Source organism: Dinghuibacter sp. (genome assembly GCF_035492835.1).
GTDB lineage: Bacteria > Bacteroidota > Bacteroidia > Chitinophagales > Chitinophagaceae > Dinghuibacter.
The window spans coordinates 12,918-35,849 of the sequence record NZ_DATJIY010000072.1 but is presented as its reverse complement, the minus strand read 5'-3'; the positions used below and the strand labels follow the sequence as shown (position 1 = coordinate 35,849).

At 60.5% G+C, this 22,932-nt stretch carries 16 protein-coding genes; 6 read left to right on the top strand and 10 right to left on the bottom strand.

What is annotated here, in order from left to right:
• Positions 1-20 precede the first annotated feature (20 nt).
• Positions 21-521 (top strand): GNAT family N-acetyltransferase, encoded by a 501-nt coding sequence (locus VL547_RS07210; protein WP_325576755.1) that lies wholly within the window; start codon positions 21-23, stop codon positions 519-521.
• Here VL547_RS07210 and VL547_RS07205 read toward each other — a convergent pair.
• From VL547_RS07205 to VL547_RS07180, 6 genes are all read right to left on the bottom strand, one after another.
• The gene (locus VL547_RS07205) at positions 494-1,336 is read right to left on the bottom strand and encodes a DUF7003 family protein (protein WP_325576753.1); all 843 of its coding nucleotides are present in this window, start codon (positions 1,334-1,336) and stop codon (positions 494-496) included. The two genes, VL547_RS07210 and VL547_RS07205, sit on opposite strands and share 28 nt — an antisense overlap.
• A 191-nt stretch (positions 1,337-1,527) precedes the next feature.
• Positions 1,528-2,298, bottom strand: a complete 771-nt coding sequence (locus VL547_RS07200) for a DUF3823 domain-containing protein (RefSeq protein WP_325576751.1) — start codon at positions 2,296-2,298, stop codon at positions 1,528-1,530.
• Positions 2,299-2,310: 12 nt separating this feature from the next.
• Positions 2,311-4,176 (bottom strand): RagB/SusD family nutrient uptake outer membrane protein, encoded by a 1,866-nt coding sequence (locus tag VL547_RS07195; RefSeq protein WP_325576749.1) that lies wholly within the window; start codon positions 4,174-4,176, stop codon positions 2,311-2,313.
• A 10-nt stretch (positions 4,177-4,186) separates the two neighbouring features.
• Positions 4,187-7,657 carry a SusC/RagA family TonB-linked outer membrane protein gene (locus VL547_RS07190; RefSeq protein WP_325576747.1) on the bottom strand — a complete coding sequence of 1,157 codons (3,471 nt, stop codon included), beginning with the start codon at positions 7,655-7,657 and terminating at the stop codon, positions 4,187-4,189.
• 176 nt (positions 7,658-7,833) lie between these two features.
• Positions 7,834-8,946: a FecR domain-containing protein gene (locus tag VL547_RS07185; protein WP_325576745.1), complete on the bottom strand. Its 1,113-nt coding sequence runs from the start codon at positions 8,944-8,946 to the stop codon at positions 7,834-7,836.
• Between the two features lie 87 nt (positions 8,947-9,033).
• Entirely contained in the window at positions 9,034-9,645 is a 612-nt protein-coding gene (locus VL547_RS07180) for a sigma-70 family RNA polymerase sigma factor (RefSeq protein WP_325576743.1), read from the bottom strand.
• Between the two features lie 98 nt (positions 9,646-9,743).
• Between VL547_RS07180 and VL547_RS07175 the strand changes: the two genes are divergently transcribed.
• On the top strand, positions 9,744-11,363 hold the full coding sequence (locus VL547_RS07175) for a hypothetical protein (RefSeq protein ID WP_325576741.1): 1,620 nt from the start codon (positions 9,744-9,746) through the stop codon (positions 11,361-11,363).
• Here VL547_RS07175 and VL547_RS07170 read toward each other — a convergent pair whose 3' ends face one another.
• Positions 11,364-11,507, bottom strand: coding sequence for a hypothetical protein (locus tag VL547_RS07170; RefSeq protein ID WP_325576739.1), 144 nt, complete (start codon positions 11,505-11,507; stop codon positions 11,364-11,366).
• Between the two features lie 180 nt (positions 11,508-11,687).
• Complete coding sequence (locus tag VL547_RS07165; RefSeq protein WP_325576737.1) at positions 11,688-11,960, bottom strand: hypothetical protein; 273 nt, start codon at positions 11,958-11,960, stop codon at positions 11,688-11,690.
• Positions 11,961-12,002: 42 nt separating this feature from the next.
• Here VL547_RS07165 and VL547_RS07160 point away from each other — a divergent pair, with 42 nt between their 5' ends.
• From VL547_RS07160 to VL547_RS07145, 4 genes are all read left to right on the top strand, one after another.
• Positions 12,003-12,866, top strand: coding sequence for an AraC family transcriptional regulator (locus VL547_RS07160; protein WP_325576735.1), 864 nt, complete (start codon positions 12,003-12,005; stop codon positions 12,864-12,866).
• Positions 12,867-12,936: 70 nt separating this feature from the next.
• On the top strand, positions 12,937-13,428 hold the full coding sequence (locus tag VL547_RS07155; protein ID WP_325576733.1) for an SRPBCC domain-containing protein: 492 nt from the start codon (positions 12,937-12,939) through the stop codon (positions 13,426-13,428).
• Between the two features lie 91 nt (positions 13,429-13,519).
• Entirely contained in the window at positions 13,520-13,843 is a 324-nt protein-coding gene (locus VL547_RS07150) for a hypothetical protein (protein ID WP_325576731.1), read from the top strand.
• Between the two features lie 620 nt (positions 13,844-14,463).
• Positions 14,464-17,061 (top strand): carbohydrate-binding protein, encoded by a 2,598-nt coding sequence (locus VL547_RS07145; protein WP_325576729.1) that lies wholly within the window; start codon positions 14,464-14,466, stop codon positions 17,059-17,061.
• A 13-nt stretch (positions 17,062-17,074) separates the two neighbouring features.
• Here VL547_RS07145 and VL547_RS07140 read toward each other — a convergent pair whose 3' ends face one another.
• Both VL547_RS07140 and VL547_RS07135 read right to left on the bottom strand, forming a co-directional pair.
• The gene (locus VL547_RS07140) at positions 17,075-20,599 is read right to left on the bottom strand and encodes a sugar-binding domain-containing protein (protein WP_325576727.1); all 3,525 of its coding nucleotides are present in this window, start codon (positions 20,597-20,599) and stop codon (positions 17,075-17,077) included.
• Position 20,600: 1 nt separating this feature from the next.
• Positions 20,601-22,913, bottom strand: coding sequence for a hypothetical protein (locus tag VL547_RS07135; protein ID WP_325576725.1), 2,313 nt, complete (start codon positions 22,911-22,913; stop codon positions 20,601-20,603).
• Positions 22,914-22,932 lie beyond the last annotated feature (19 nt).

Genomic DNA, 22,932 nt, shown 5'->3' with positions numbered 1-22,932 from the left:
AAATAGCGTTTTTTTACGGTGTGGAAAATTCAGGATCTTTTCGCGTAGCGTCGGAAGCCGGCGACTACGCGACAGCGGCAAAGCTTTTCAAGGAATACGCCGCGGATATCGGCATCGACCTGGCGTTCCAGGGTTTCGAAGGGGAACTGACGGCTCTTCAAAAACAATACGGTCCGCCCGCTGGCGCCTTGATCCTGGGGTATGTGGATGGGACGGCCGCGGCCTGCGTCGGCGTGCGGCGGCTCGAGGACGGGGTCGCGGAGCTCAAGCGCATGTATGTGCAGCCCGCGTTCCGCGGTCACGGACTGGGTGCGGGGCTGCTGGAGCGGGCATTGAAGGCGACGCGGGAGCTGGGGTACCGCAAGATCCGGCTGGATACGCTGGCGACGATGCTGTCGGCCCGGGCGCTCTACCGGAGATTTGGCTTTTATGAGATACCCGCCTACCGTTATAATCCCCATGACGACGCGGTGTATATGGAAGCGATCCTGTCCTACATGGAACCGCCTTCGGGCCAGTAACGCCAGTGGGTATTCGGCTCCAGCGTGGGTTTGTACCGGCTGGTGTCGCCCGTGGCGAGGACTTCGGCGATCTGTTGCCAGGTTTCGTAGCTGCTGGGGCGGGTCTCCCATTCTTTGGCGTTGTACCGCGCGTTCTTTTCCAACTCGTCCTGGATCATTGTCGCGATGAAGGGATTACCCTGGTCGAAACTCGCCAGGAATTCCGGGCTTTCGAAAGGTGAGCTCGATTGGTGAAAGCGCTTGTGGTGCCATTCGTCCAGGACAAGGACCTTGTGAAGCGTGGAAGGGATGCCTTTATACAGCTCTTCATCGGTCGCCCGGAAGATGTCACGATGCCGGGGAACCAGCAACCGCAATACGCCTTCGCCAGGGAACTCGCTGGCGTAGTCGTCCTCCGGGTCGAATGTACGGAGCTCGATGCCTTCCGCCTCGTAATCGGACCGGTCGTGCGACAAGGGGAGCTCCGCGTCGCGGATTTTCCAGACGGTTGCGCCGGGCACGAGCCGCCCGATGTCGATCGTTTCCGCGAAATTGTCGTAATCCTGGATCACAACGGTATAGTAGTTATATCCTTCTTCATCCACCGGTACCAGGCAGTTGCCAAAATATATTATGTCCAGGGCAACCGCCCAGCCCGCCCCGCGCGTCTGGTAATTGAGCACTTCGGCGACGATGGCCCAGTGTCCGTCGCCGTTCCGGAAGAGGTTCAGCCGGCAATCCGCCGTATAGGAATAAGGATGCTCCAGATCGATGAATTGACCATGAGGGCTGTCATAGCAATGGTCGAGGGCAAAGAGAATATCGGAAGGGTTCATGGGGTTGTTTGTGCAAAGCTGCGGAATTCCCTGCGGAAAACAAATGCAAAGTGCCACCGCCCAAAAAGGCCCCCGCGGAAGCGGGGGCCGTACGCTTGCTGCCCACTGCAAGGGCGGCTTCACAATTGCTGCTATAATATAGCTCGTTCGCGCGGCGCGCGTCGAGGGCGCCCGATGCGCGCGGCGCGCGCTTAGTCCACGGTTCCCGCGACCACCGTGCTGTAATTATATTGCCCGTCGGAGTTGGAGCCGGCGCAGCATACGCGGAAATAATAGTTTCCAGGCGGCAGGCGCGTCGTCGCGAACGGGAGGCTGTAGGTTTGTTGTACCCCGAGGATCGCGTCGGAGACGTTGTCGAGCGGAAACTGGTTGGGGTAGTACTGGCCGGGGAGATTGCCGGCGGTGCCCATGTTGAGGGCGGAGTCGCGGCTGATGAGGAAATAGACGTTGGTGAGGTGTCCCCCGGCGGCGGTATTGGCGTTGGAGCTGGTGATCGTGAAGGTGAAGGTCGTGTCGGATACGGTGGCGGCGATGCGGTAGTATGGGATGACCTGGAAGTTCACCTGAACCTGGCCGTTAGCGGGCAACGTCGTAAGGACGGTATCCCCCGATGGATAAACGAAGGGGCCGCTGAGCGCCAGCGGGAAGACCTTGTACTGGTCGGCGAAAAGCTGCGTCGCTTCGTAGCCGCTTTTGGTGTTGACGGCGAGGTCGATGGGTGATGGGTTCGGGTAGCGGGCATTTTGCTCCAGGAGGCGGATCGAGCCCTCGCCCTGCGGGAGGATGAGGGGGCCGCCGGTCTCGGCGTCGGTGAGGGTGCCGTAGATACCGGAGCTCGGGGCCGGGTAGTTGTCGATCTTTTTGCACGCCGGCAGGGTGAAAAGGCACGCCGCCAGGCAGAGCGCCAGGAGGGCAAAAAGGCAGGCCGTGAGCCGTCGGGGGAAATCGAGTATGATGCGCATGACAGATAAGTTTTAATATCCCGGATTATGAACCAGCAACGGATCGCTCGCGAAATCCTGTCCCGGGAGGTCGAAATAATATTGTTTGGAGGTGTAGGTGCGGGGTCCCTCGATGTCGTTGATCTTATAGAAAACGTAGTCGTGGGTATCCATGTCGTAGAAGACGCGGCAGGCGTATATCTGGCGCTGGTTGAAGTAGGTCGTCAGGGTGCGCCAGCGGATATAGTCCCAGTAGGTCTTGTTTTCGAAGGAAAGCTCGACGAGGCGTTCGTGGCGGATGGTGTCCTCGGTGACATAGCCAGGGTCGGCGATGGGGAGGATGCCGGCGCGGGCGCGCACCAAATTCAACGCCTGCTGGGCCTCGGCGGGGGGATGGCCGAGCTCGAAGGAGGACTCGGCATAGTCGAGCAGGACTTCGCCGTAGCGGAGGTCCATCCAGGACGTGAGCGAGGTCCAGGGGTTGAGGGCCGCGCGGGGGGTGACGGGATCGGTCCATTTCTTGAGCCAGAAGGGGTATTGGGAATAGTCGGAATTCCCCGTTCCCACGATCGAGCCGGCGGACTGGTTTTGCGAAAAGGTTTTGGCGGCGGGGTTGTAGTACTGGGCGTAGGTGCTGCCAGCGATCTCCTGGCCGCCGACGATGACGCCGCGCTGGCTGGTGATGGTGTCGAGACGGAAATAGGTACCGGTGGCGACGATGGTGCCCGCAAAACGCGGGTCTTTCTTCGCGAATGCGGCGGCCATCGTCGGGAAGTGATAGTACTGGAGGACCTGGCCGGCGCCGCCCAGCTGGTGGGGCGAGCCGTCGACGTTTTCGAAGAGCTCGGCCATGTCGAGCGATGGCTGGAGCCGGTCGCCGTAACCGCTAGGCGACTCGATGGCGTACGGGAGGACCATCAGGTCCTGGTTGTGGGTCCCACCGATGGAGGCGGTGGCGGCGTAGTCATAGCCGCGGCAAAAGATCGCCTCGGGGTTGGTCTGGCCCGGTCCGCACTGGTAGAACAGGTACTGGAAGTTCTGGGATAGGTCCTGGGGATATTGCATGTATAGGCTGTAGACACCCGCGTTGATGATGGTCTGGGCGGCCTGGTAGGCGGCTTGCATATAAGTTTGCGCGGTGGCGGCGTCGACGCCGTTGATACCCTGCGTCGCGGTCAGCACGGCGGGGTCGCCGAACTTACCGACGCTGGCGGCGTGGAGCATCGCGCGGGCTTCGAGGGCGAGGGCCACGTACTTGTTGGCCCGGCCGTAGTCGCTGGTGGCGGGGAGACCGGCGGCGGAGGAGTCGAGGTCGGATTTGATCTGGTTCCAGACTTCGACCTCCTTGTTCCGCGGGAGCGGCGTGGGCTTGTCCTGGGGCATGGTGAGCAGCGGCACGCCGCCGTAGAACTTGACGAGCTCGAAGTAGTCGTAGGCGCGGATGAACTGGGCTTCGGCGATGTACTGCGCGACCACCGTCGGGTCGAGACCGGGGACCAGGCGGACCTGTTGCAAAAAGAAGTTGACGTTCCTTATGCCGGCGTAGATGTTGTCGTAGGTGTTGTTGTTGAGACCGATGGCCTGGGTGCCGAGGCCCTCGGAGGACTCGTCGGTCCAGTCGGCGAGATAGCCGGTACCGTTAGCGGGGAAGGACTCGAAGGTGCCGTTGCAAAAGCCGAAGTCCTCGATAGGGAGGTCGGCGTAGAGCGAGGCGAAGTAGGCGGTGACGCCGGCGGGGGACGAGAACAGCTCGTCCTGCGTGAGGAGGTTCGTGGGCTGGACGTCCAGGAGGTTCTTGCGGCAGCCGGAAAGGAGGACGCAGCCGGACAGGATGCAACCCGCGAGAACGGCGCGGCCGGCAAGCGCAGTATAAAGAGGTATAGAGCGTAATTTTTTCATACGGGAAAATTTAAAACGTCACCTGCACACCGCCGGTAACATTCATGGTGATCGGATAGTTGTAGCTGTACAACCGGCTGTCGGTATACTCCGGGTCGACGAAATTCAACCCCTTGCCGGTAAAGGTGAGGAGGTTGTACCCGCTGACGAACAGCCGCAGCGCCTTCAACCGGACCTTTTGAAAGGTGAGCCCGTGGAAGGTGTAGCCGAGCTGCGCGCTTTTCAGGCGGAGGTAGGTAGCGTCGTAGGTGGTGGCCGTGTTGTTGCCGATATAGTTCACGCGCTGGCCCGTGGAGGGGTAGCGGCCGGGCACCCAAGGGCTGTTCGGGTCGAACATGTTTTGCTGGTGCCAGCGGTTGTAGAACGCGGTGATGGGATCGGAGTCGCCGAAGTAGAAGGGCCGGGAGAGCTGGTCGTTGTAGGTCTGGTGGTACATGGTCGCGCCTTGAAATAAAACCGACAGGTCGAAGCCCTTCCAGTCGACGCCGATGTTGGCGGCAAAATAGATCAGCGGTTTGGCGCCGCCGGTAGCGATCACGGTCTGGTCGGCGGCGGTGATCTGGCCGTCGTGGTTGACGTCGGCGTATTGGTAATCACCCGGCAGGAGCGAGCGGTTACCGGCGCCGTCCTGGCTGGGCGCGGCATAAATCTGCTGGTAGTTCTGGAACTGACCGACCACCTTGTAGCCCCAGACGAGGTCGGTCCAGCGGTGCGACAGCTGGTTGTTCCAGTTGTCGATGGCGTTGAGCGGGGCGGTTTGCTCGTAGTGCCGCCATTCGGTGCGCGCAAAGCTCATGTTCGGGCTGAACGAGTACGAGATGTCGCCGATCTTGCCGGTCGTGCCCAGCACAAGCTCGAAGCCTTCGGTGCGGTCGGAGTTGATGTTTTCCGGGGGAAGATTCTCACCGTAGGTGCCCGGGATGGCGATGATGGGCGTGGCCAGCAGACCGTCGCGGTCCCTGCGGAAAACGTCGCCCTCGAAGGACAGCTTCCCGTTCCAAAGCGTGATTTCCAGTCCGAGGTCGGTTTGGGTGGAGGTATACCAGGTGATGTTGGGGTTGACGGAGTTGACAAAACCCACGCCCTTGACGAGCCCATCGCCCCCGAACACCGAGCCGATGTAGGAACCGCCGGAGCCAAAGACCGAGCTGCCGCGGGGATACGAGTAGCCCGACAGGAACGCGGGGAACGAGGCGGCGGCGCCCTGGTCGTCCCCTTCCCTGCCGATCGAGCCGCGGATCTTCAGGTTGTTGATGAACTTGAGGTGGTTCTTGATAAAGGGTTCCTCGGAAATACGCCAGCCCAGCGAGCCATAGGGGAAAAAGCCCCACCGGCTCCCCGAGGGAAAGTAGGACGATCCCTCTTCGCGGAAACCGGCTTCGAGCAGGTATTTGCCGGCGTACTCGTAGTTCACGCGCCCGACAAAACTGCTGCTGGAGTTGGCGGCGTAGTTCGAGTTCACGCCCGCGGTGGCGGGGTTGGTGGCGGATAGCTGCGGGAGCGCGTCGATCACGAATTCGCCCTGGGCGTAGGTGCCGTCGCTTTGGTTGTATATCTGCTCGTAGAGTCCGAGGAGCTTGACGTGGTGCTTGCCGAAGGTGTTGTCATAGTTCACCGAGACCTGGATGTCGTCGCGGAGGGACTGCTGGAAGGACTCGCTCAGCTGGGACGACCCGCCGTTCCCGCCGAAGCCGGGGTCGGCGATATACGCGTTGGCCGCGGAGTCGAAGTCGTATTCGGAAAAGGACTTGTTGAAATTCTTGTTGAGGCTGTAGTTGTTGTCGTAGGCGAAGAGCGCGTTGGCGGTGAGCCCCTTGACGAACGGCAACCGGTAGGTCAGGTTGAAGGTGGAATTGAACTGCCGCCCGTTGGTATAGTTGTACCCCGCCTGGGCCGGGTCGATCACGGCCACGGGGTTCGCGTTATTGTTGTTGGGGACGTGGTTGTAGTAGTGCGGGTTATTGTTGGCGTAGACGGGATACACCGGCTGGAATTGCCAGGTGTTGCGCACCACGCTCCATACCGCGGAGCTGGGCTGGTTCTGGATGTTGTCGATAAAGCCGAGGTTGACGTCGGCGGTCAGACCCTTGGCGATCTCGACGGTGAGGTCGCCGCGGAAATTGTATTTTTTGCCTTCCTCCATTTTGGAGGACAACAAACCGCCCTGGTCGAAATACCCGCCGGATAGGAAGAAGCGGATGTGCTCGCTCCCGCCGGACAGGTTGAGGTTGTGTTGCGTCTGCGCGGCGCTCCGGTTCATGACCGCGCGCAGCCAGTCGGTGCTCGGCAGCTGTCCCGTCCGGTACTCGTCGATCTGCTGCTGGCTGTACATCACGGCCGGCGGCTGGGCGTTGCTGCTGTACGCGCTGTTGATCTGTTGCTCGTCGAAGAGCTGCGTGTACTGGTAGGCGTTACACAGAGCGGGATAGCGGGTGATGTACTGCTTCCCGTAGGAACCCGTATAGTTGACCTCCACGGGGTGGTTGGCGCCCTTGCGCGTCGTCACGAGGATGACGCCGTTGGCGGCCTCGACGCCATAGATGGACGAGGTGGCGTCCTTGAGCACGCTGAGGCTGGCGATCTCGTTGGGGTCGAGCATCTGGAAGGTCGCCTGGTCGCGGGGCACGCCGTCGATGACAAAGAGCGGACCGCCCGTCTGGAGTCCGAGGATGTTGCTGCCTTGCGGCAAAACGGTGCTAAACCCGCGGATGTCGATCTGCGAATCGAACTGCCCCGGTTGGCTGGAGAGTTGCTGGACGCGCACGCCCGGGGCGCGGCCGGTGAGTTGGTTGTTGAGGTCCGGTTCGGCGCTTTTGACGAGGTCCGCGGGGGCGACCGTCGTGACCGCGCCGGTGATGCTGGTGCGTTTTTGGGTGCCGTAGGCCACGACGATGACGTCGTTCAGCCCCGTGGCGGCGGCGCGGTTGAGCACGACTTCCAGGCTGGTCCGGCCGTCGAGGGCGATAGTCCGGGTGTCGTAGCCGATGGAGGAGATGACGAGGAACACCTTCGTCGCGTCGGGGAGGTGCAGCGTAAAGCGGCCGTCGTTATCGGTGGTGGTCCCGTTGGTTGTGCCGCGGACTATGATCGAGACACCGGGGAGCGCGCGACCGAGGCTGTCCACTACCCTGCCGTGTACGTCCACGGGAGGTGGGGGCGGCTGGGCGGCCACGGGCGGGCTGTCGGGCTCCTTGTGCCGGAGCACGACGACCTTGTCCACGATCTCGTACGTGAACGGCTGTCCCTTGAGACAGCTGTCGAGGGCCTGCCGGAGTGGTACGCCCGAGACGTCGACGTCCACGCGGGTGCCCTCCTCCAGCAGCTGGTCCTTGTAGAAAAACTGGTAGCCGGTTTGCCGCTTCAGCTCGGCAAAAACCTGTTTGAGCGACGCTTCCTTCACCGAGAGCGTGACGCTCTGCGATACGCCCCTGGCCGAAACCTGGCAAAATACCGCTGTCAGAAAAAAGATCGTTAATCTCATAGCAAGCCAATCTTGGCGTGAAATTTTCATACCTTAGCAGATGTTAGGTTTTACAATAATGATACTTAACCGGTTTTACTATTGTTTGCCTGATACTCGCCGGGGATGTTGCAGCATTTCCGGCTTTTTCATGTCGTGAAGCATTCAGAGGGCGGACTATTCAGCGCGTCGGTTTTTCACGGCAGGACGGTGACGGTGTTGCCCTCGACCTTGCACCGGAGCCCGCTCAGCTCCAGTATCTTTAGTACATTGGATAAATGGGTGTTGCGGCCCACTTCCCCGGAATAGGTGCCGCCCGGGACCGCGCCGGTATAGGTGACCGTTACGCCGTACCAGCGCGCCAGCTGCCGCATCACGGTGGGCAGGTCGTCGGAGTCGAACTGGAAATTGCCGTACCTCCAGGCGGTGACGGCGCCGACGTTGACGCGGCGCCTGTCGGTGTGTCCGTCGGCGTAGGTCCTGGACTGCTCACCGGGTTTCAGGGTTCCCCCGGCCGTCTGGACCCGTCCATCGACCAGCGTGGTATTGACCGAGGCCTCGTCGGCGTAGGCGTTGACGTTAAAGGCAGTGCCCAGGACGCGAACGGTTTCGTCGCCCGCCCGGACGGTGAAGGGGCGCGTTGCATCGGGCGCGACGTCGAAATAAACTTCGCCGGTGACGGCCACCGTGCGCCGATCGTGCCGGAAGGCTGCGGGGAAGGTGATGGACGAAGAGGCGTTCAGCCAGACCTTCGTGCCGTCCGACAAGGTCAGGTGGTATTGACCGCGGACGGGGGTGGTGAGGGTGTTCGTCTGGGTGTCCGCGGCGGCGTCATAGACAATGGCGCCATCTGAAACCTTGACGACATGTTGCGTCAACCGGCCGTTGGCCGCGCTGTCGAGGGTGATGCGGCGACCGCCGGCCAGGGTCAGGATGGCGGCGTTACCGCCGGGGGCTACATCGGTAGTGATTTTGGCGACGGGAGCAGCGGGGGCGGGTCCGGTTTTGCGGAGCATAAAAACACCCACGATAGCCGCTACGACGGCGGCGGCGGCGACCCACCGCCAGACGGGAAAGGTCCGGGTCCGCGCTTCCGGTATATGGGCGTCCAGCCGCTCCCATATGCGGTCGCGGATCGCGGAGAGGTCGGCGGCCCGGAGCGCGTCATCCGACTGGAAGTCCTCGACGGCGCGGCGGTTGAGCTCGGAGGCGGCCATCCAGCGCTCTAATTCCGCGCGTTCGGCCTCGTCCAGGCTGCCCGCCAGGTAACCGCTGATGAGTCGGATGATCCTTTCGGAATGTGTCGGCATATCCCCTTTTTACAGGGATTACACCGCGGAGGAGGTTTTCTACTCAACCAGCGCCCAAAATTTTTGCCAGCGTCGCAGGGACTTTTGCTAGTGCCCCCAGAATTTTTGCAGCAGGGCGGTCAGGAGCCACAGCTTGTACACATCCTTGTTGACCAGGGCGGCGCGGAGGTATTGGAGGGCGCGCGCCTTATGGTTGCAGACCGACTGGTTGTTGATGTGGAGCTGGTCGGCGATGGTCTGGTTGGAGAGGCCGTCGATAAAGGACAATTTAAAGACCCGCCTGAGCTGGGGCGGAAGGCGTTCCGCCTCCAGACATACGTGGTCCAGGAGGCTGTCTTCGCTGGGGCCGTCCTCCCGGGCCAGCGCCCGATCCTCCTGCGCCAGCCATTCGGTAAATGCCCGTTCGCGGGCGCCGGACCGGGCCAGGCTGCGGAGGTGGTTGAGACAGGCGTTCCGGGCGGTCACGTGGAGGAAGGCCTGGACGGCGTCCAGGGAGTCGAACCGGGCGCGGCGCTCCCAGCATTTTATAAAGGTTTCGGTGGTGACGTCCTCAGCCGCCTTTTGCTCCCGGACCCAACGCCGGACAAAACAAAAAAGCCCGATATAATAACGGTCATATACCCACGCAAAGGCTTTTTTATTATCTTTACGCAGCTCGGCGAGTAGTACCGGTTCCTGTTCAAAAAGGCGGTCAGTCATGGTGGGGCAACAATCGTTCCCACAAATCAAAACCGGCAGCCTTAACAGGACCACTAATTCCCCGCTAATTTTCTTTTAAATCCAATATTTTCGCACCCATGACACGCTTTACCTCCGTCTTGCTGCTGTTGCTGCTTTTTTCCCTCCCCTGCTTTGCGCAGTTCAAACCCGTCGCCGAAAGCGCCCCCTTCGAAGAACCCAAGACCGGCTATGCCAAGCTGATCCAACTCAAGAACGGGAATACCATGTACCTATACATGCCCGCCAAAGAGGCCATCGAGGTCAAGGTCTATGACGCGGCGCACAAGCAAAAGGCTGTCAAGGCCATCGCCCCCGGTTTCGATCAAAGTAAATACGCCGTCGTCAAGGGGGTGTTTGAGCTGGGCGGGAACGTCGTCGTGACGATCTGCAACTACGAAGAGCACCGGCCGGAGCTGTACCGGATCGTGATCGACGGCAACAACGGCGAGAAACTCTCCGTCGACAAGCTCGGCGAGCTGGACAAGATGACCTATGGTAAAGGTATGGGTGTCTTGTTTGGCCACGTGGCGCTGCCCGATTTCTTTGTCCGCAAGGACCCCAACTCGGACAACTACGCGGTCGTCATGCTCAACAGTTTCGAATCCGACCGCAACAAACGGATTTTGATCACCTGGTACGGACCGGACAACAAGGAGATCAACCGGGCGTATTACACGTCCCCCAGCGATAAGTACAAATACATGGATTACCTGGACATGGCGGTGATCGGCTCGGCGCAGGTCAGCGTGCTCGCGTACGCGCACAATACGCCCAGCCACGGTGGCCGGGAAAGCGAGCTCGTGATCGCCAACCTGAAAGCCGGCGCCAAGAGCGTGGACATACAGGAGCTGCCCTTCGCCCATGACCTCAACATCCGGTACGCGCTGACGCGGTACAACCCGGTCAACAAGCAGATCCTCATGGTGGCGGCCATTCAAACCGGCCGGAGCGAAAACGTATTTGGCTCCGCCCTGGTCTTTATCGATCCGTTCGAAGGAAAGGTCATCGACAGCAAGACCATCTTCCCCGCTAAGGCCAACGCCGCGTCGATATCGATGTTCGGCCGCAAGGGCGACTTCAACGGTATCCCGCAGAACCTGTTCGTCAATGCCGACGGCAGCTTCGCCGTGGTATTCGAGGAGATGGCGGTCGAGAACCCGCATTCCTTCTATGGCATGTCCACGTCCACGGCCGACTCCTATACCAAAACCATCCTGGGTAACCTGGCCGTGAGCCAGTATGACGCCAAGGGCGACGAAACCAACAGTTACTTCATCCCCAAGTCGCAGGAGATGGAAGGCCAGCTCCTCCATCCTTTTTATCATTCGCTGCGGGATGGCGCCGCCGCGGAGATGCACGGCCAGAATACCTATAAATCCTTTGCCTACATCTACGGCAAGGACAGGAGCTATATCGTCTTTAACGACGCGGACAAGAACGAAGCCGAAGAAAAGCGGGGTAAGATCGCGACCATCATCTACGTCAACCAAAGCGACGGGTATTACTTCCCGCTGATAGGTACGGACATCGTGCCCCCGCGCGGCCTCGTCTTTGGCCAGCCCAACGATAAGCACGAGCACAAGATCGGGATGTTCGGCGTGTCGGACTACGACCGCGACCGGAATGTCTATGCGATGCTACAGCTGGACCGCGAGGGACGCTCGAAAGAGGTGAATGTGGTGTGGTTGCAGCCTTAACTATCCGGCGGCATTGACCCGCACTTTTTCCCGAATGTCGTCTTTCTTTACGGTGACGGTGTCCTTTCCGGGTATGATGATCCGGACCTTGCCCGTCGTTTTGTAAAACGTATCGATAAAGATGGCTGCGCCCTTCCGAAGCACGTAGGGCGCACCGCCATGGATCGAGGTAACCTTGAATGGAGGCAGGACTGCGAATCGCCTGGGTATCCCTATCGTAGGTGACTTTGTAGTCCTTCAGGGATACCTCGAAGGGAAAGTCCCCGGCTTCGAAGACAAGATCGTCCCTGTCCCGTACCGTTCCCCGCAGGGTTTGGTTATCCTTTATATGGATGAGGGGCGGATCGTACCCGCCGATGTCGAACAGGTCGGCGAGCTATTGCCTTTTGGGGCCGTGTCATACAATGCGATGGCGCGGATGGTATCGCCGTTGCGAACCAGGCGGGCCCATTCGACGGGTACGGTGGCCGGCGCCACGGTGTCCTGGGCCTGTGCCACGGCAGCGGTATCCCGGGAACTGGCATTGGTGGCGGGCATTTTATCCGGCGCGGGGTGGCAGCCGGCAAGCAATAAGAGGAGGAGGTAGCGGGGCTTCATCGGGTGATTTGGGGGTGGTCAAATATAATTTTATTTTCGCAGATGACCCTTTGTGCGCTGCCATCGGACTTCAATCCCCGCGGGGAGATTACGCCGCCGGCGTATGGGGATCATTATCTGTTCGTGGGAGCCGGCGCGACGGCCGCGGCACCGGAATTCCCCGCGGCGGCCGGGCTGCTGCTCACAGGGACGTATAGGGTTAATGGGGCGCGGCATACGGTTGGAGAAGGGGAAGTCTTCTTTGTCAACCGCGGAAGCCGGCTGGCGGTGATGGGCGGGGCGCCGGTCATGCTTTTTTTCCATACGAGGTTTGCGGACCTCGTGATGTTCAGCCTGCAATATGGCGAGGAGCCGGCGACGATGGAGATGCTGCCCTACGACTTTTCCTACCTGGAACGGGTACACGCGGACCCGGCTTTGTTCGATACCGTTAGCTCGCTGGTGTCGCTGGGGAGCAGCTGCAGCTCGTTTGCGGCGCTGGACTCGGACATGACCGTGCGCGCGCTTTTCGAGGACCTGTTGCGTAAGAACCAGGACGCGTATATGCGTTCGCAAAACATACAGGTGGTCAAGCCTTCCACCAGGCTCGAAATCTTCAAACGGATATCGGCGGCGCGGGACTGGATGGAGGCCAACGTCAACGGGGACGTGTCGCTGGAAAGGTTGGCGACGGTGGCGGCGATGAACAGCCAGCACTTCCTCCGGATGTTTAAACAGGTCTACCAAATCACGCCGCATCAATACCTTATCGACCTCAAGCTGCGGAGGGCGCGCGCCTTGCTCGAGGGGAGCGATATGACCATCAACGAGATTTGCGCCGAGATTGGATTTGAAAGCCCCTTCTCCTTCAGCGTTTTATTCAAGGGAAGGTTTGGACAGGCGCCCACGTACTTCCGGAAGGGCTGAAATTCTCCATTTCCAATATGCCCGCCGGCCCCCGCGGGCTGTAGTTTTGTTTACATAAAAAATAACCACTATGGATTTTAGCGAATTCAAGCTCCGGGTCAATGTCCGGACGAGTATCGAGAACGCCTACCGCGCGTGGGCTACCCCCGGGGGGCTGGACTCCTGGTTCCTCGGGAAAATGACGTTCACCGCGCCGGATGGCACGGTCCGCGCCGATGACGAGCCGGTACAGGAGGGGGACGAGTACACCTGCTTCTTCCGGCACAAACCGGACGTGGTGCTGATTAAGGGTAAAGTCCTCAAGGCCAATCGCAAAGACTTGTTCAGCTTTACCTTTTCCAAAAACTGCCCGGTGACCGTCTCGATCTACACCGAGCAGGACGAGACGATCGTACAGCTCCTGGAAAGCAACCTGCCGACGGATGAAGAGACCATCAAAAAGCACTTCGTGGGCGACACCAAGGGGTGGATCTTTTACCTCCTCAATTTGAAATCGGTCATGGAAGGCGGGTTGGACCTCCGCAACCGGAACTCGGAAATAAAAAACGTAATCACACATTAATATGAACTACCAACGCACCATCAGCGCGCCCGTGAGCGCTTCGGCAGCTTTCCATGACATTAACCAGGTTTCCGGCTGATGGGCCAAACACGTGGAAGGCTACACCGAATCCCTGCACGACGTGTTCACCGTCCGTTTCGGGACGACCTGGGTGACCTTCGAGGTCACCGATATGACACCCTATCGCCGGATCGAATGGCTGGTCACCGATTGCTACCTGCCATGGCTAACCGACACGACCGAATGGACCGGAACGCGGGTCGTCTTCGAGATCGCGGACGGACAGGTGACCATGACCCACCACGGCCTGGTGCCGCAGGCCGAGTGTTACGAGCAGTGCGAACGTGGCTGGAACGAGCACTTCGGCGAAAGCCTCAGCCGCTTTCTTACCGGGCATGTGGGGATGCCGGTGTAAACGCCTGGAGGGGCGGCGCCGCCCCTTTTTCCAGCAACATATAGTATTTCCCTTTGAAAGTATTGACATCCACCCCCTTCGATATTATATACGCGCTGTATATGCTGACCATGCCGTTGCCCGGTAAACCGCGCCGGCCCGGAGACCCGCGTGATCGCATCGAAGATCTCTAACGGGTGGCGGTCAACTGTTAGTTCGCATTGATAATCTTGTTTCATGTAAAAAGTATTTATACATAAAACTAGTTTGCGCGAACCGCCGGAACATATCGGAAATGGAGAATTCGGTCCCGCGTACATTTCCGGCGTACTTTCCCCTTACGAATTTACTACACGATATTTTCTATTTGTTTACAAAAACGTCTCGGACGCGCGCGCGCTCTAGCATGGTTTTTGTCGGTTGTGTACCGCTTTGCACATTTAATCATAACCCTCGTACTTAATCATGAAAGAGACCGTATACTGATTTACTTTCGACGCTGCTTTCCACACAACTTTTATTTTTTCCAATTTATTATCGATTGCTTTTCAGCCATTGTTCACGCATATTATGCGTTGAGCGATGGAATGAATTGCAAAAAAGGGGCTTTGCATGTATCATAACTCTACACACCAATAATTATGAAGAACCTTTTCTATGTACTGCTGCTGCTGGTACCCGGGCTTTGTCATGCCCAAGGCGATCAAACCATCATTACCGTTCCCATCAACGCCAGCGGAACGACGACCTTCCAGGCGATCCTGCACCTGCCGGACGACTATGCAACGAGCTCCACCAAGTACCCGTTGCTGATGTTCTTTCATGGTTCGGGGGAAGGCGGCCCGAATCCCGTCACGATATACGGGAGCTCCGGCTCGGGCGGACCGGCTTACTGGATCGCGCAGGGTCTGTTCCCGTCGAGCTTCGTGAACCCCGCGGACGGGAAGTCCTACAAGTTCATCGTCGTGTCACCCCAGGCCAATCCGCCGGGCATACAGATGTCGACGACGGCCCAGGAGGCGGATTACATTATTTCTTATTTGTATGCGCACTACCGCATCGACACGACCCGGTTGTACCTGACGGGGTTGTCCGACGGTGGCGAAACCGCGTGCGAATACCCCGGGGGCATTATGTCCAATGGGGGTAACGAGCTGCGGTTCACCCGGACACATCGGGTGGCGGCCGTTTTGCCGATGTCGGAGAACGGGATCGCGAACCTGATCCCGGAGCAGGCGGACTCGATCACCGCCGAAAAGATCGGGTTCTGGGGATTCGGTTCGACCGACGAGCAGGGCCAGAACACGCTCCAGCTGGCCTGGTATTGCAACCAGAACGTCGCCAACTGGGCGATCACGACGTCCTATACGGGCGGTCACTGCTGCTGGGGACAGTTTTACAACCCTTCGTTCACCCAGAACGGGATGAGCATGTATCAATGGATGTTGCAATATACCAGCACCGGCGGCGGTCCCGCGGGCGGGACGGTACCCGTGGCTAACGGCGGCGCCCCCCAGACGATCACGCTGCCCACGACCCAGACCACGCTCAACGGCTCGGCGTCGAAGGTACAGGGAGGTACGATCACTAAATACGCCTGGTCCCAGCAATCGGGCCCTTCCAAGGCGACGATCGCCAGCCCCACGTCGGCGACAACCACCGTCAGCGGCCTTAACACGCCGGGGACCAACGTTTTCGCCCTGCAGATCACCGACAACACCGGCAGGACCGCCACCGCCACCACCCAGGTGACGGTCAACGCGTCGGCGACCTCGGTGACCCTGCCCGGCACCGTGCAGGCGGAGAACTATACCTCGGAGAGCGGCGTGTCGACACAGACCACGACCGACGCGGGGGGCGGTGTTAATGTGGACTATATAGATAACGGAGACTGGATGAACTACCTGGTCAACGCGACGGCAGCGGGCGCCTATACCGTAGCCTTCCGCGTCGCGACCCCGAACAGCGGCGCGTCGTTCCAGGTGAAGAACAGCAGCGGAACGGTCCTGGCCAAGGTGTCGGTGCCCAATACCGGTGGTTACCAGACCTGGACGAATGTCAACGCCACGGTGACGCTGCCCGCGGGCAGCCAGACGCTGCAAGTCGTTTCGACGGCGTCCCCCGAATGGAATCTCAACTGGATGCAGTTCAACAGCAACGCGCCTTCCGGCGCCACCATCCCCGGCACGATCCAGGCCGAAAGCTACAGCTCGATGAGCGGCGTGTCGACCCAGGGCACGTCGGACGTCGGCGGCGGTCTGAACGTCGACTATATCGACAACGGCGACTGGATGGACTATACCGAAAACGTGGCCGCGGCCGGCATATACACGGTCAGCTTCCGGGTCGCCACGCCCAACAACGGTGCATCGTTCCAGGTGCGCAACGCCTCGGGGACCGTCCTGGCCACCGTGCCGGTGCCGAATACCGGTGGCTTCCAGAACTGGACCACGATCAGCGCGGTGGTCACCCTGCCTGCGGGCAGCCAGACCCTCCAGCTCTTCTCCAACGCCGCCCCGGAATGGAACATCAATTATATGGAATTCGCCGGCGGCGGCGACGCCGGCGACATCCCGGGAACCATACAGGCGGAAAATTACAGCACGATGAGCGGCGTGTCGACACAGGGCACTTCCGATGCCGGCGGCGGTCAGAACGTCGACTATATCGACAACAGAGACTGGATGGACTATAACATCGACGCGGCTTCCTCGGGGACCTACACCGTAGGTTTCCGGGTCGCGACGCCCAACAGCGGCGCGTCGTTCCAGGTGCGTTCGTCCACGGGCGCCGTCCTGGCCAGCGTGTCGGTGCCCAAAACCGGCGGGTTCCAGACCTGGACCACCGTGAACGCATCGGTGACCGTACCGGCGGGGAGCCAGACCCTCCAGGTCTATTCCACCGCTGCCCCCGAATGGAACCTCAACTGGATGCAGTTCGCCACCACGGGTTCGGATGCGTCCGACACGTCCCTGTCGGTGTCCACGGACTCTACTTTCCAGCTGTATCCCAACCCGGTCCGTTCCAACTTCACGCTCAACATCACCAACGGGCGCACCGGCAACACCATCGTCCGCGTGATGGACCTTTCCGGGAACACCCGCCAGGTCGTCGCGGCCTACAAGGACCAGCAGCAGATGACGCTGAATGTAAACGCGTCGGAGCTGCCGGTGGGGATGTACTTTGTCCAGGTAGAGATTGGGGCATGGCACGCGGTGAAGAAGATTATCAAGGAGTAAGCCGCTCCGCGGCTCACCGCGAGAGCGCCTTTATCATATTCGCCAGCAACCGGCCCGCTATCGGGTCGGTTGTTGACTTTTCCACCAGGACCTCGCTCAGGATGGCTGTACCCCTGTCCCTTACGACGGCGATGGGATAGCCGCGCAGCTTCTCCAGCGTCGCCTGGCGTTGGGCCAGGTCGCCGTTGAGGTAACCGTGGACGCGGGTGAAGGAGGCAGGGGCTTCCAGGGCCGGGTTCTGGACGATCTGGAATTCGCCCGAGCACGTTATCGGTGGTTCGGGCAGGTTGTCGTTGAAGTATCGGATGTCTTCGATGGCCAGGCCGTCGAAAACAGGGGATTCGGGGATGTCCATGTTCATGACCTCGCCTTTCCAGCTCAACACGCCTTTGATGTACTCCGGGTAGAGCGCGGAGGCCATGACACCGGGATGTAGGACCAGGATTTTGCCGCCGGCTGCGACATACTGTCTAATAGCTTGTATGTCATCGGGCGTCGTATTGCCGGGGTTGAGACCGGCGAGGACCAGCGGTCGTTTGACGCTTAAAGCGGCGTTCAGCGTTGTGTAGTTCTCGTGGGCCAGGTGGAGGGTGTCGAAGACCTTGTCCATGCGGCCGCTGTAGTCGAGGAGCGATACGGAAGGGGCGGCGACCCAGGAATGCGGGGCCAGGACGACGTCGTAGTCGTTGGCGGAGAGGGTTTTTCCGTCACGGACGAGTTTTAGGACCAGGCGGGCGCTCACGCGGCCGGCTACCGCCGGGAGGGTGATCGCGGGGGTGAGCCAGCGGCGGCCGTAGTAGGGAACTGCCGGGGCTTCCATCGTGCCTTTAGCCAGCGTCTTGTCTGACTCGATCGACCATTCCACTGTCGCGGGCGCTTCGTCCTCCTGGTCGTTCACGATACACACGCGCACCGGCAGCCGGTCGCCGCCGTAAAAGTGGCGGCCCCAGAGCTCCGCGGAGACGAGGAGGGGTTGGAGAGCCTTTTTCATGGCATAATACACGGGGTACGGCTGTATGCTATCGGTGTTGTAGACATAACGGAACCAGGTGATGGCAGCGAAGTGGAGGATACCCGCGGCCTGGTCGTCCGTGCGGCGGAACGCCTCGGCGACTTCGCGGGTAATAAAGGCATGTGTCGTCAGGAATACAGACGGATCGGCATAGTCGTAGGCGTATTTGCCGACAAGCGCCTGGGCGGTTTGGTGGACAAAGGTGTAAAACCGTACGGGGTGGCCGGTCTCGTTGTTGGAATAACCGGTGGACATCTCCTGGCTGATCAAGGGGCGGCCGGGGTTTTTGTTGCGCGTTTGGAACTCGCCCTTGAACTGGTCGAAGATGGAATTGTCATACCAATTGGGGTACATATGGATGTCGTCGACGTCGCCGTCGTCGATGTCGCTTAGGTTGAAGCGTTTTCCGCGCTTGTAATTCGAATCGAATACTATTGGCCGTGTGGGGTCCGCCTTCCGCATCCGTTTGACCACGCCGGAGATGATGTGCATCTTTGAGCTGGCGCGCGCGATGTCCGGGTCATTGTCATAGAACTTCATCTCGTTGTTGACGGTCCAGAGCAGCAGCGACGGGTGGTTGCGGTATTTGCGGAGCAGGTCGAGCCATTCGTCAGCCCATAGGTCGATGAGGGGTTTTGGGGGCATGGTGCCCTGGATCATCAGCCACGGCCAGGTGCCTTCGTAGCTAACGCCTACCCCTACCCTGTCGGCGGCCGCCAGCCAGGTTTCGGTAAAGGGGACGGTATGCGTCCGGGTGGCGTTGATGTGGGCGTCGTGGAATAGCGACAGGAATTTATCCGCCAGCTTACCGTCATTGGGCGCCAGCGGCATGGCTGTCTGGTTGGCGCCCCGGAACCAGTATTTTTTACCGTTGAGGTATAGGAACCCGTCTTTAGCTTCGAAGGTCCGGAAACCGGAGGTGATGGTTACCGTGTCTTCTCCTGCGGAAAAACGGAAGGCGTAGAGGTTGGGATCCTCCGGGGACCACAGCCTCGGATGGAGGCCGGTCACGGCGTATTTTATGACGGCGCTGTCGTGGGCACGGATGAGCTGCGGTGCGAGGGCGGTGTCTTTAAGTCCGGGGATCGTCGTGCGAAGCGACGTTTGCACGTCCTTGTCCCCGTCATTGCGGATGGTTACGTCGAAGGCCGCGCCTTTTAGGTCCGGCTGGATAAACACATCTCCGATGTGTACCGGGTCGGTTATGACCAGCTTCACCGGCTGCCAGATGCCCGCCGGGTCATCCACGAAAAAGCCGTGCGCCAGGTCCTTGATCATCTTTTGCGTCACCTCTACGGTGACCGCCACGTCCGCGATCTTGTCGGCGTTCTGGATGTCATGGACATAGTCGCGGAGGACCTTTACGGTGACGAGGTTGCGGCCGGGGTGCAGGTACGGGGTCACGTCGAGCGTGAAGTCGCCGAACATGCCGATGTGGCTGCCGGCTTTCTGGCCGTTGACCCAGACCTCGGCGACCTTGGAGACGGCGTCGAAGGAGAGCTCCGCGTGCTTTTCTTGAATGCCGCGCGGGAGCGTGATCCATTGGCGATACCACCCCACATTGGTCTTGGTGTAGTCGAAGGTATACGCCGCGCAGCGGTCGATCTCCTGTTGGTAGTACCTGTCGGAGGCGCCCTTGCTTTCGTCCTTGTACTTTTCTCCGTGGAGCCAGACGCGGCTGGGGTTCCAGAAGTTGGGGACGCCGAGGACGTGCCACGTCTCATCCTTCCTGTAGGGATCGGTGGCGTCTTTTGGGTCAGTTAGCTCGTAGCCGGGGGTGAAGAGCCACGCGCCGTCGAGCGAGACTTCGGTGCGGCCGGATTTTAGGGTTGGTACGTCTATGGGTTTGTAGGCCACGCGTTCCACCTTTCGCTGGCGTTCCTTGTCTGTTCCTTGCGGGTCCGGGTTTTTGTCCGTGGGTTCGCCGGGGAACTCGCGGGCGGGTCCTTCCGACGATGGAGCGGGTCCGATGTGGAGGTCCCTGAACTCCGTCTCGATATAGCTCCCGCCGAGCGTGACCTGCCCGTTGGTGAGAAGGGCGTCGCGGACGTCGATGCGGGGGAGTTTCTCGTCGTTGAGGTATATGCGGATGCGGTCGCCGGCTACGGTTACACGGAACCGGTACCAGGTGTTTGGCTTGACCGTAAATGCCAGCGGTCTTAGCGCGAGATAGTCGTCAGCGCCCATAAAGCCGAGGCGTTCCAGGTAGAGCGCGTTGAAGCTGCCGCCCTTGAGACCGAAGACATAGCGGTCGTCGCGGGTGCGGGCGCGGAAGCCGGCGCAGATGTGGATGTCGCCGGCGGGTAGGGTTGCGGCGGGGCTCATCGCCTCGAAGGTGAATTGATAATCTTTTGCGGCGGTGTCGCCGTAACAGGCGTAGGCGTTTTTCGCCTTCAGGACGCCGTCGGCGATGGCGCATTCACCGCGGCCAATCACCGCGAAATGGCTTATCGGGTCAACGCCGTTCTTTTGCTGCGCCGCCAGGCTTGCCGGGAGCAGCCACATGAGCCATGCTATTCGCCTCATCTTATGGTATGGTTTTGTCGATATGAACCAGTTTTCCCTGGGCGTTCATGCCCTCCACCACGACGCGGAGGCTGCCGTTAACGTCGTCGTTGTAAAACGTCAGCCGCGCGCTGGGGCTTCCTCCATCCAGGAATACGTATGGATTCCAATACAACGTCGGCCGGATGTCGGGCAGGAAGGCCGACTGGTCCGTCGGTTCCACCGAATAGTCGGGGGAATAGAACTGGCGCTCGGCGGCATAGCCTTCGAGGAGGCCATAGGGCAAGCCCTTTACCGGCTCGGGCTGGATGTCCTTGCCCTTGCGGGTGTAGATGGCGATCGCGCCCGCGCGGGCGTTGGCGATGGGACCGATCATAAAGGGCGGGTGGAAGACCTTGACATAGGCGATGTCGCTGACGGGGATGTCCTGGACGTAGTCGGCCCGCTGGGCGACCTCGTCGACATAGAGCGTGGGCGTGGTCTGCCGCCAGCGCAGGATGGGATAGGCGTCCTTGTATTGTACCTCCAGGCCGGGCACGACCTGTTTGAGGTAAAAAAAGATGTCGACCGAGTGCTGCGCCAGTGGGTCGTCCTTGACGTCGAACTGGTAACCGGCGTCGCGTTTGAAGGGGCCGGTGGCATACTCCTGGTCCATCACGTCGACGGGACGTTTGCGGTTGCCGTTGATGGTGATCTGTTGGAGCTCGATGGTCTTTTGCTTTTGCGCCCGCGCGGCTTCGGCTGTCGCAAAGAAACCCAGGTGCGTCGTGTCTTCTTTGCCCGCGTTAACGGGCGCAACCGGCCCCTGCGCGGGTAGCAGCCCCGTCGACAGCTCCGCGGAATACCTGCTCCCGCCGGCAAACTTGTAAAAGGCCTTTACGGTGTCGTAGAACATCACGCCTTTTTGCGCAAAGCGTCCGTCAGCCCCGACGGGCAGCATGATCCGCTGGCGGCTGCTGTCCTTGGCCTGGAGGACCAGCATCACCTGCCCGCCCGCGGGCAGGCTGCGGACCGAACCCGTTATATGGCCGTCGATGGTGAGCATGCTGGTATCGCGCGGGTACCGGATCGCGGGGAACGGCGAAGCCCAGTCGAAACGCCGCCAGCCGTGCGTGAGCATGACCAGGTCGATCTGCTTCGCGCCCTCCGGGGTAAAATAGTACGACGGGTGATAGACGGCGCCGCGGAGGTCGTCGCTGAGCAACAAACGCGAGACGATGGTCTCGTCGCCGGCAGGCAACCCGCCGTCGGTAACGGACACCGACAGGTTGGTAAAGACGCTGTCCGGCACCGTGATCTCGATTTCGTTTTTGCCGCGCTTTTCGCTGCTCCGGGATATGACGTCAACGGCGGCGTTGAAAAGGTGCTGCCGGTTGTTCACAAAAGCGACGCGTTCCGCCAGCGGCTTCCAGTCCGCGTCAAAGAGCGTGAACTGGATGACGCCCGTGGGCAGGTCGCCCGTGGGCACCTGGAGGGCCGCCTCCGTTTTGTCCCCGAGCGTCAGCCGCGCCGCGAAGACGGGCGTGTGGTTCATGTGCACGACGAGGTTGAAGACGCCGGGGGCCGTTCGGCGAACGATCACGGTGCTCTGGCCATTCCGTGGCTGAACCTGGAGGGTGACGCCGCCGGGTGCGATCTCCGGGAGAAGGGATTTCCAGGAGCGCCCGCTGCCGTCGGTCCAGGTCGCGGTATAGTTTATGCCGGCCGCGGGCTGAATGAAAAAGCTGCCCATACCGTCGTGCTCCGGCGTCAGCGAGTCGACGAGGCTGCCATCGCTGCCCTGGACGACGCCGCTGATGGTAACGGGGATACCGTGGGCGTCGCAGGCCTTGAAGGCGACCTTCGAGGCGAGGCCGCGCACGAGGCGGCCGCCTTCGGGGAAGAAGGTGAGTTGCGTCGGGCCCGCGGTCGCACGCGTGGTTGCGGCGCCCGCCACGGGGATGGTCTTGTCATACAGGAACGCCGTATCGAAATTGAGCATCCACTGCGTGTATGCGCGCACGCGGACGGCCGCGCCGGGGTAGGCGGCAGGGATGTCGAACTGGCCGCGGGCGGAGGCTTCGTAGATGGGGGCGACGTCGTGGCGCAAGAGGCGGCCGGCGGCGTCGTACCAGTCGACGTAGAGGTTGCGGCTCAGGGTCGAGGGCGCGAAGCCCGACAGGAGATAGGCTTTGAACCAGATCGTTTCGCCCCGGTTATAGGCAGCGCGGTCGAAATGGAGGTACAGCTTTTCTTCGGGGTAGCGGTCGGCGTAACGCGACAGGGTCGAGTCCACCTGCGCGTACGGGCGGAGGGCGGAGAGGACGAGGATCGCTGCAAGAAGGGTTTTTGTCATAAGGGTTATAGGTATGCGC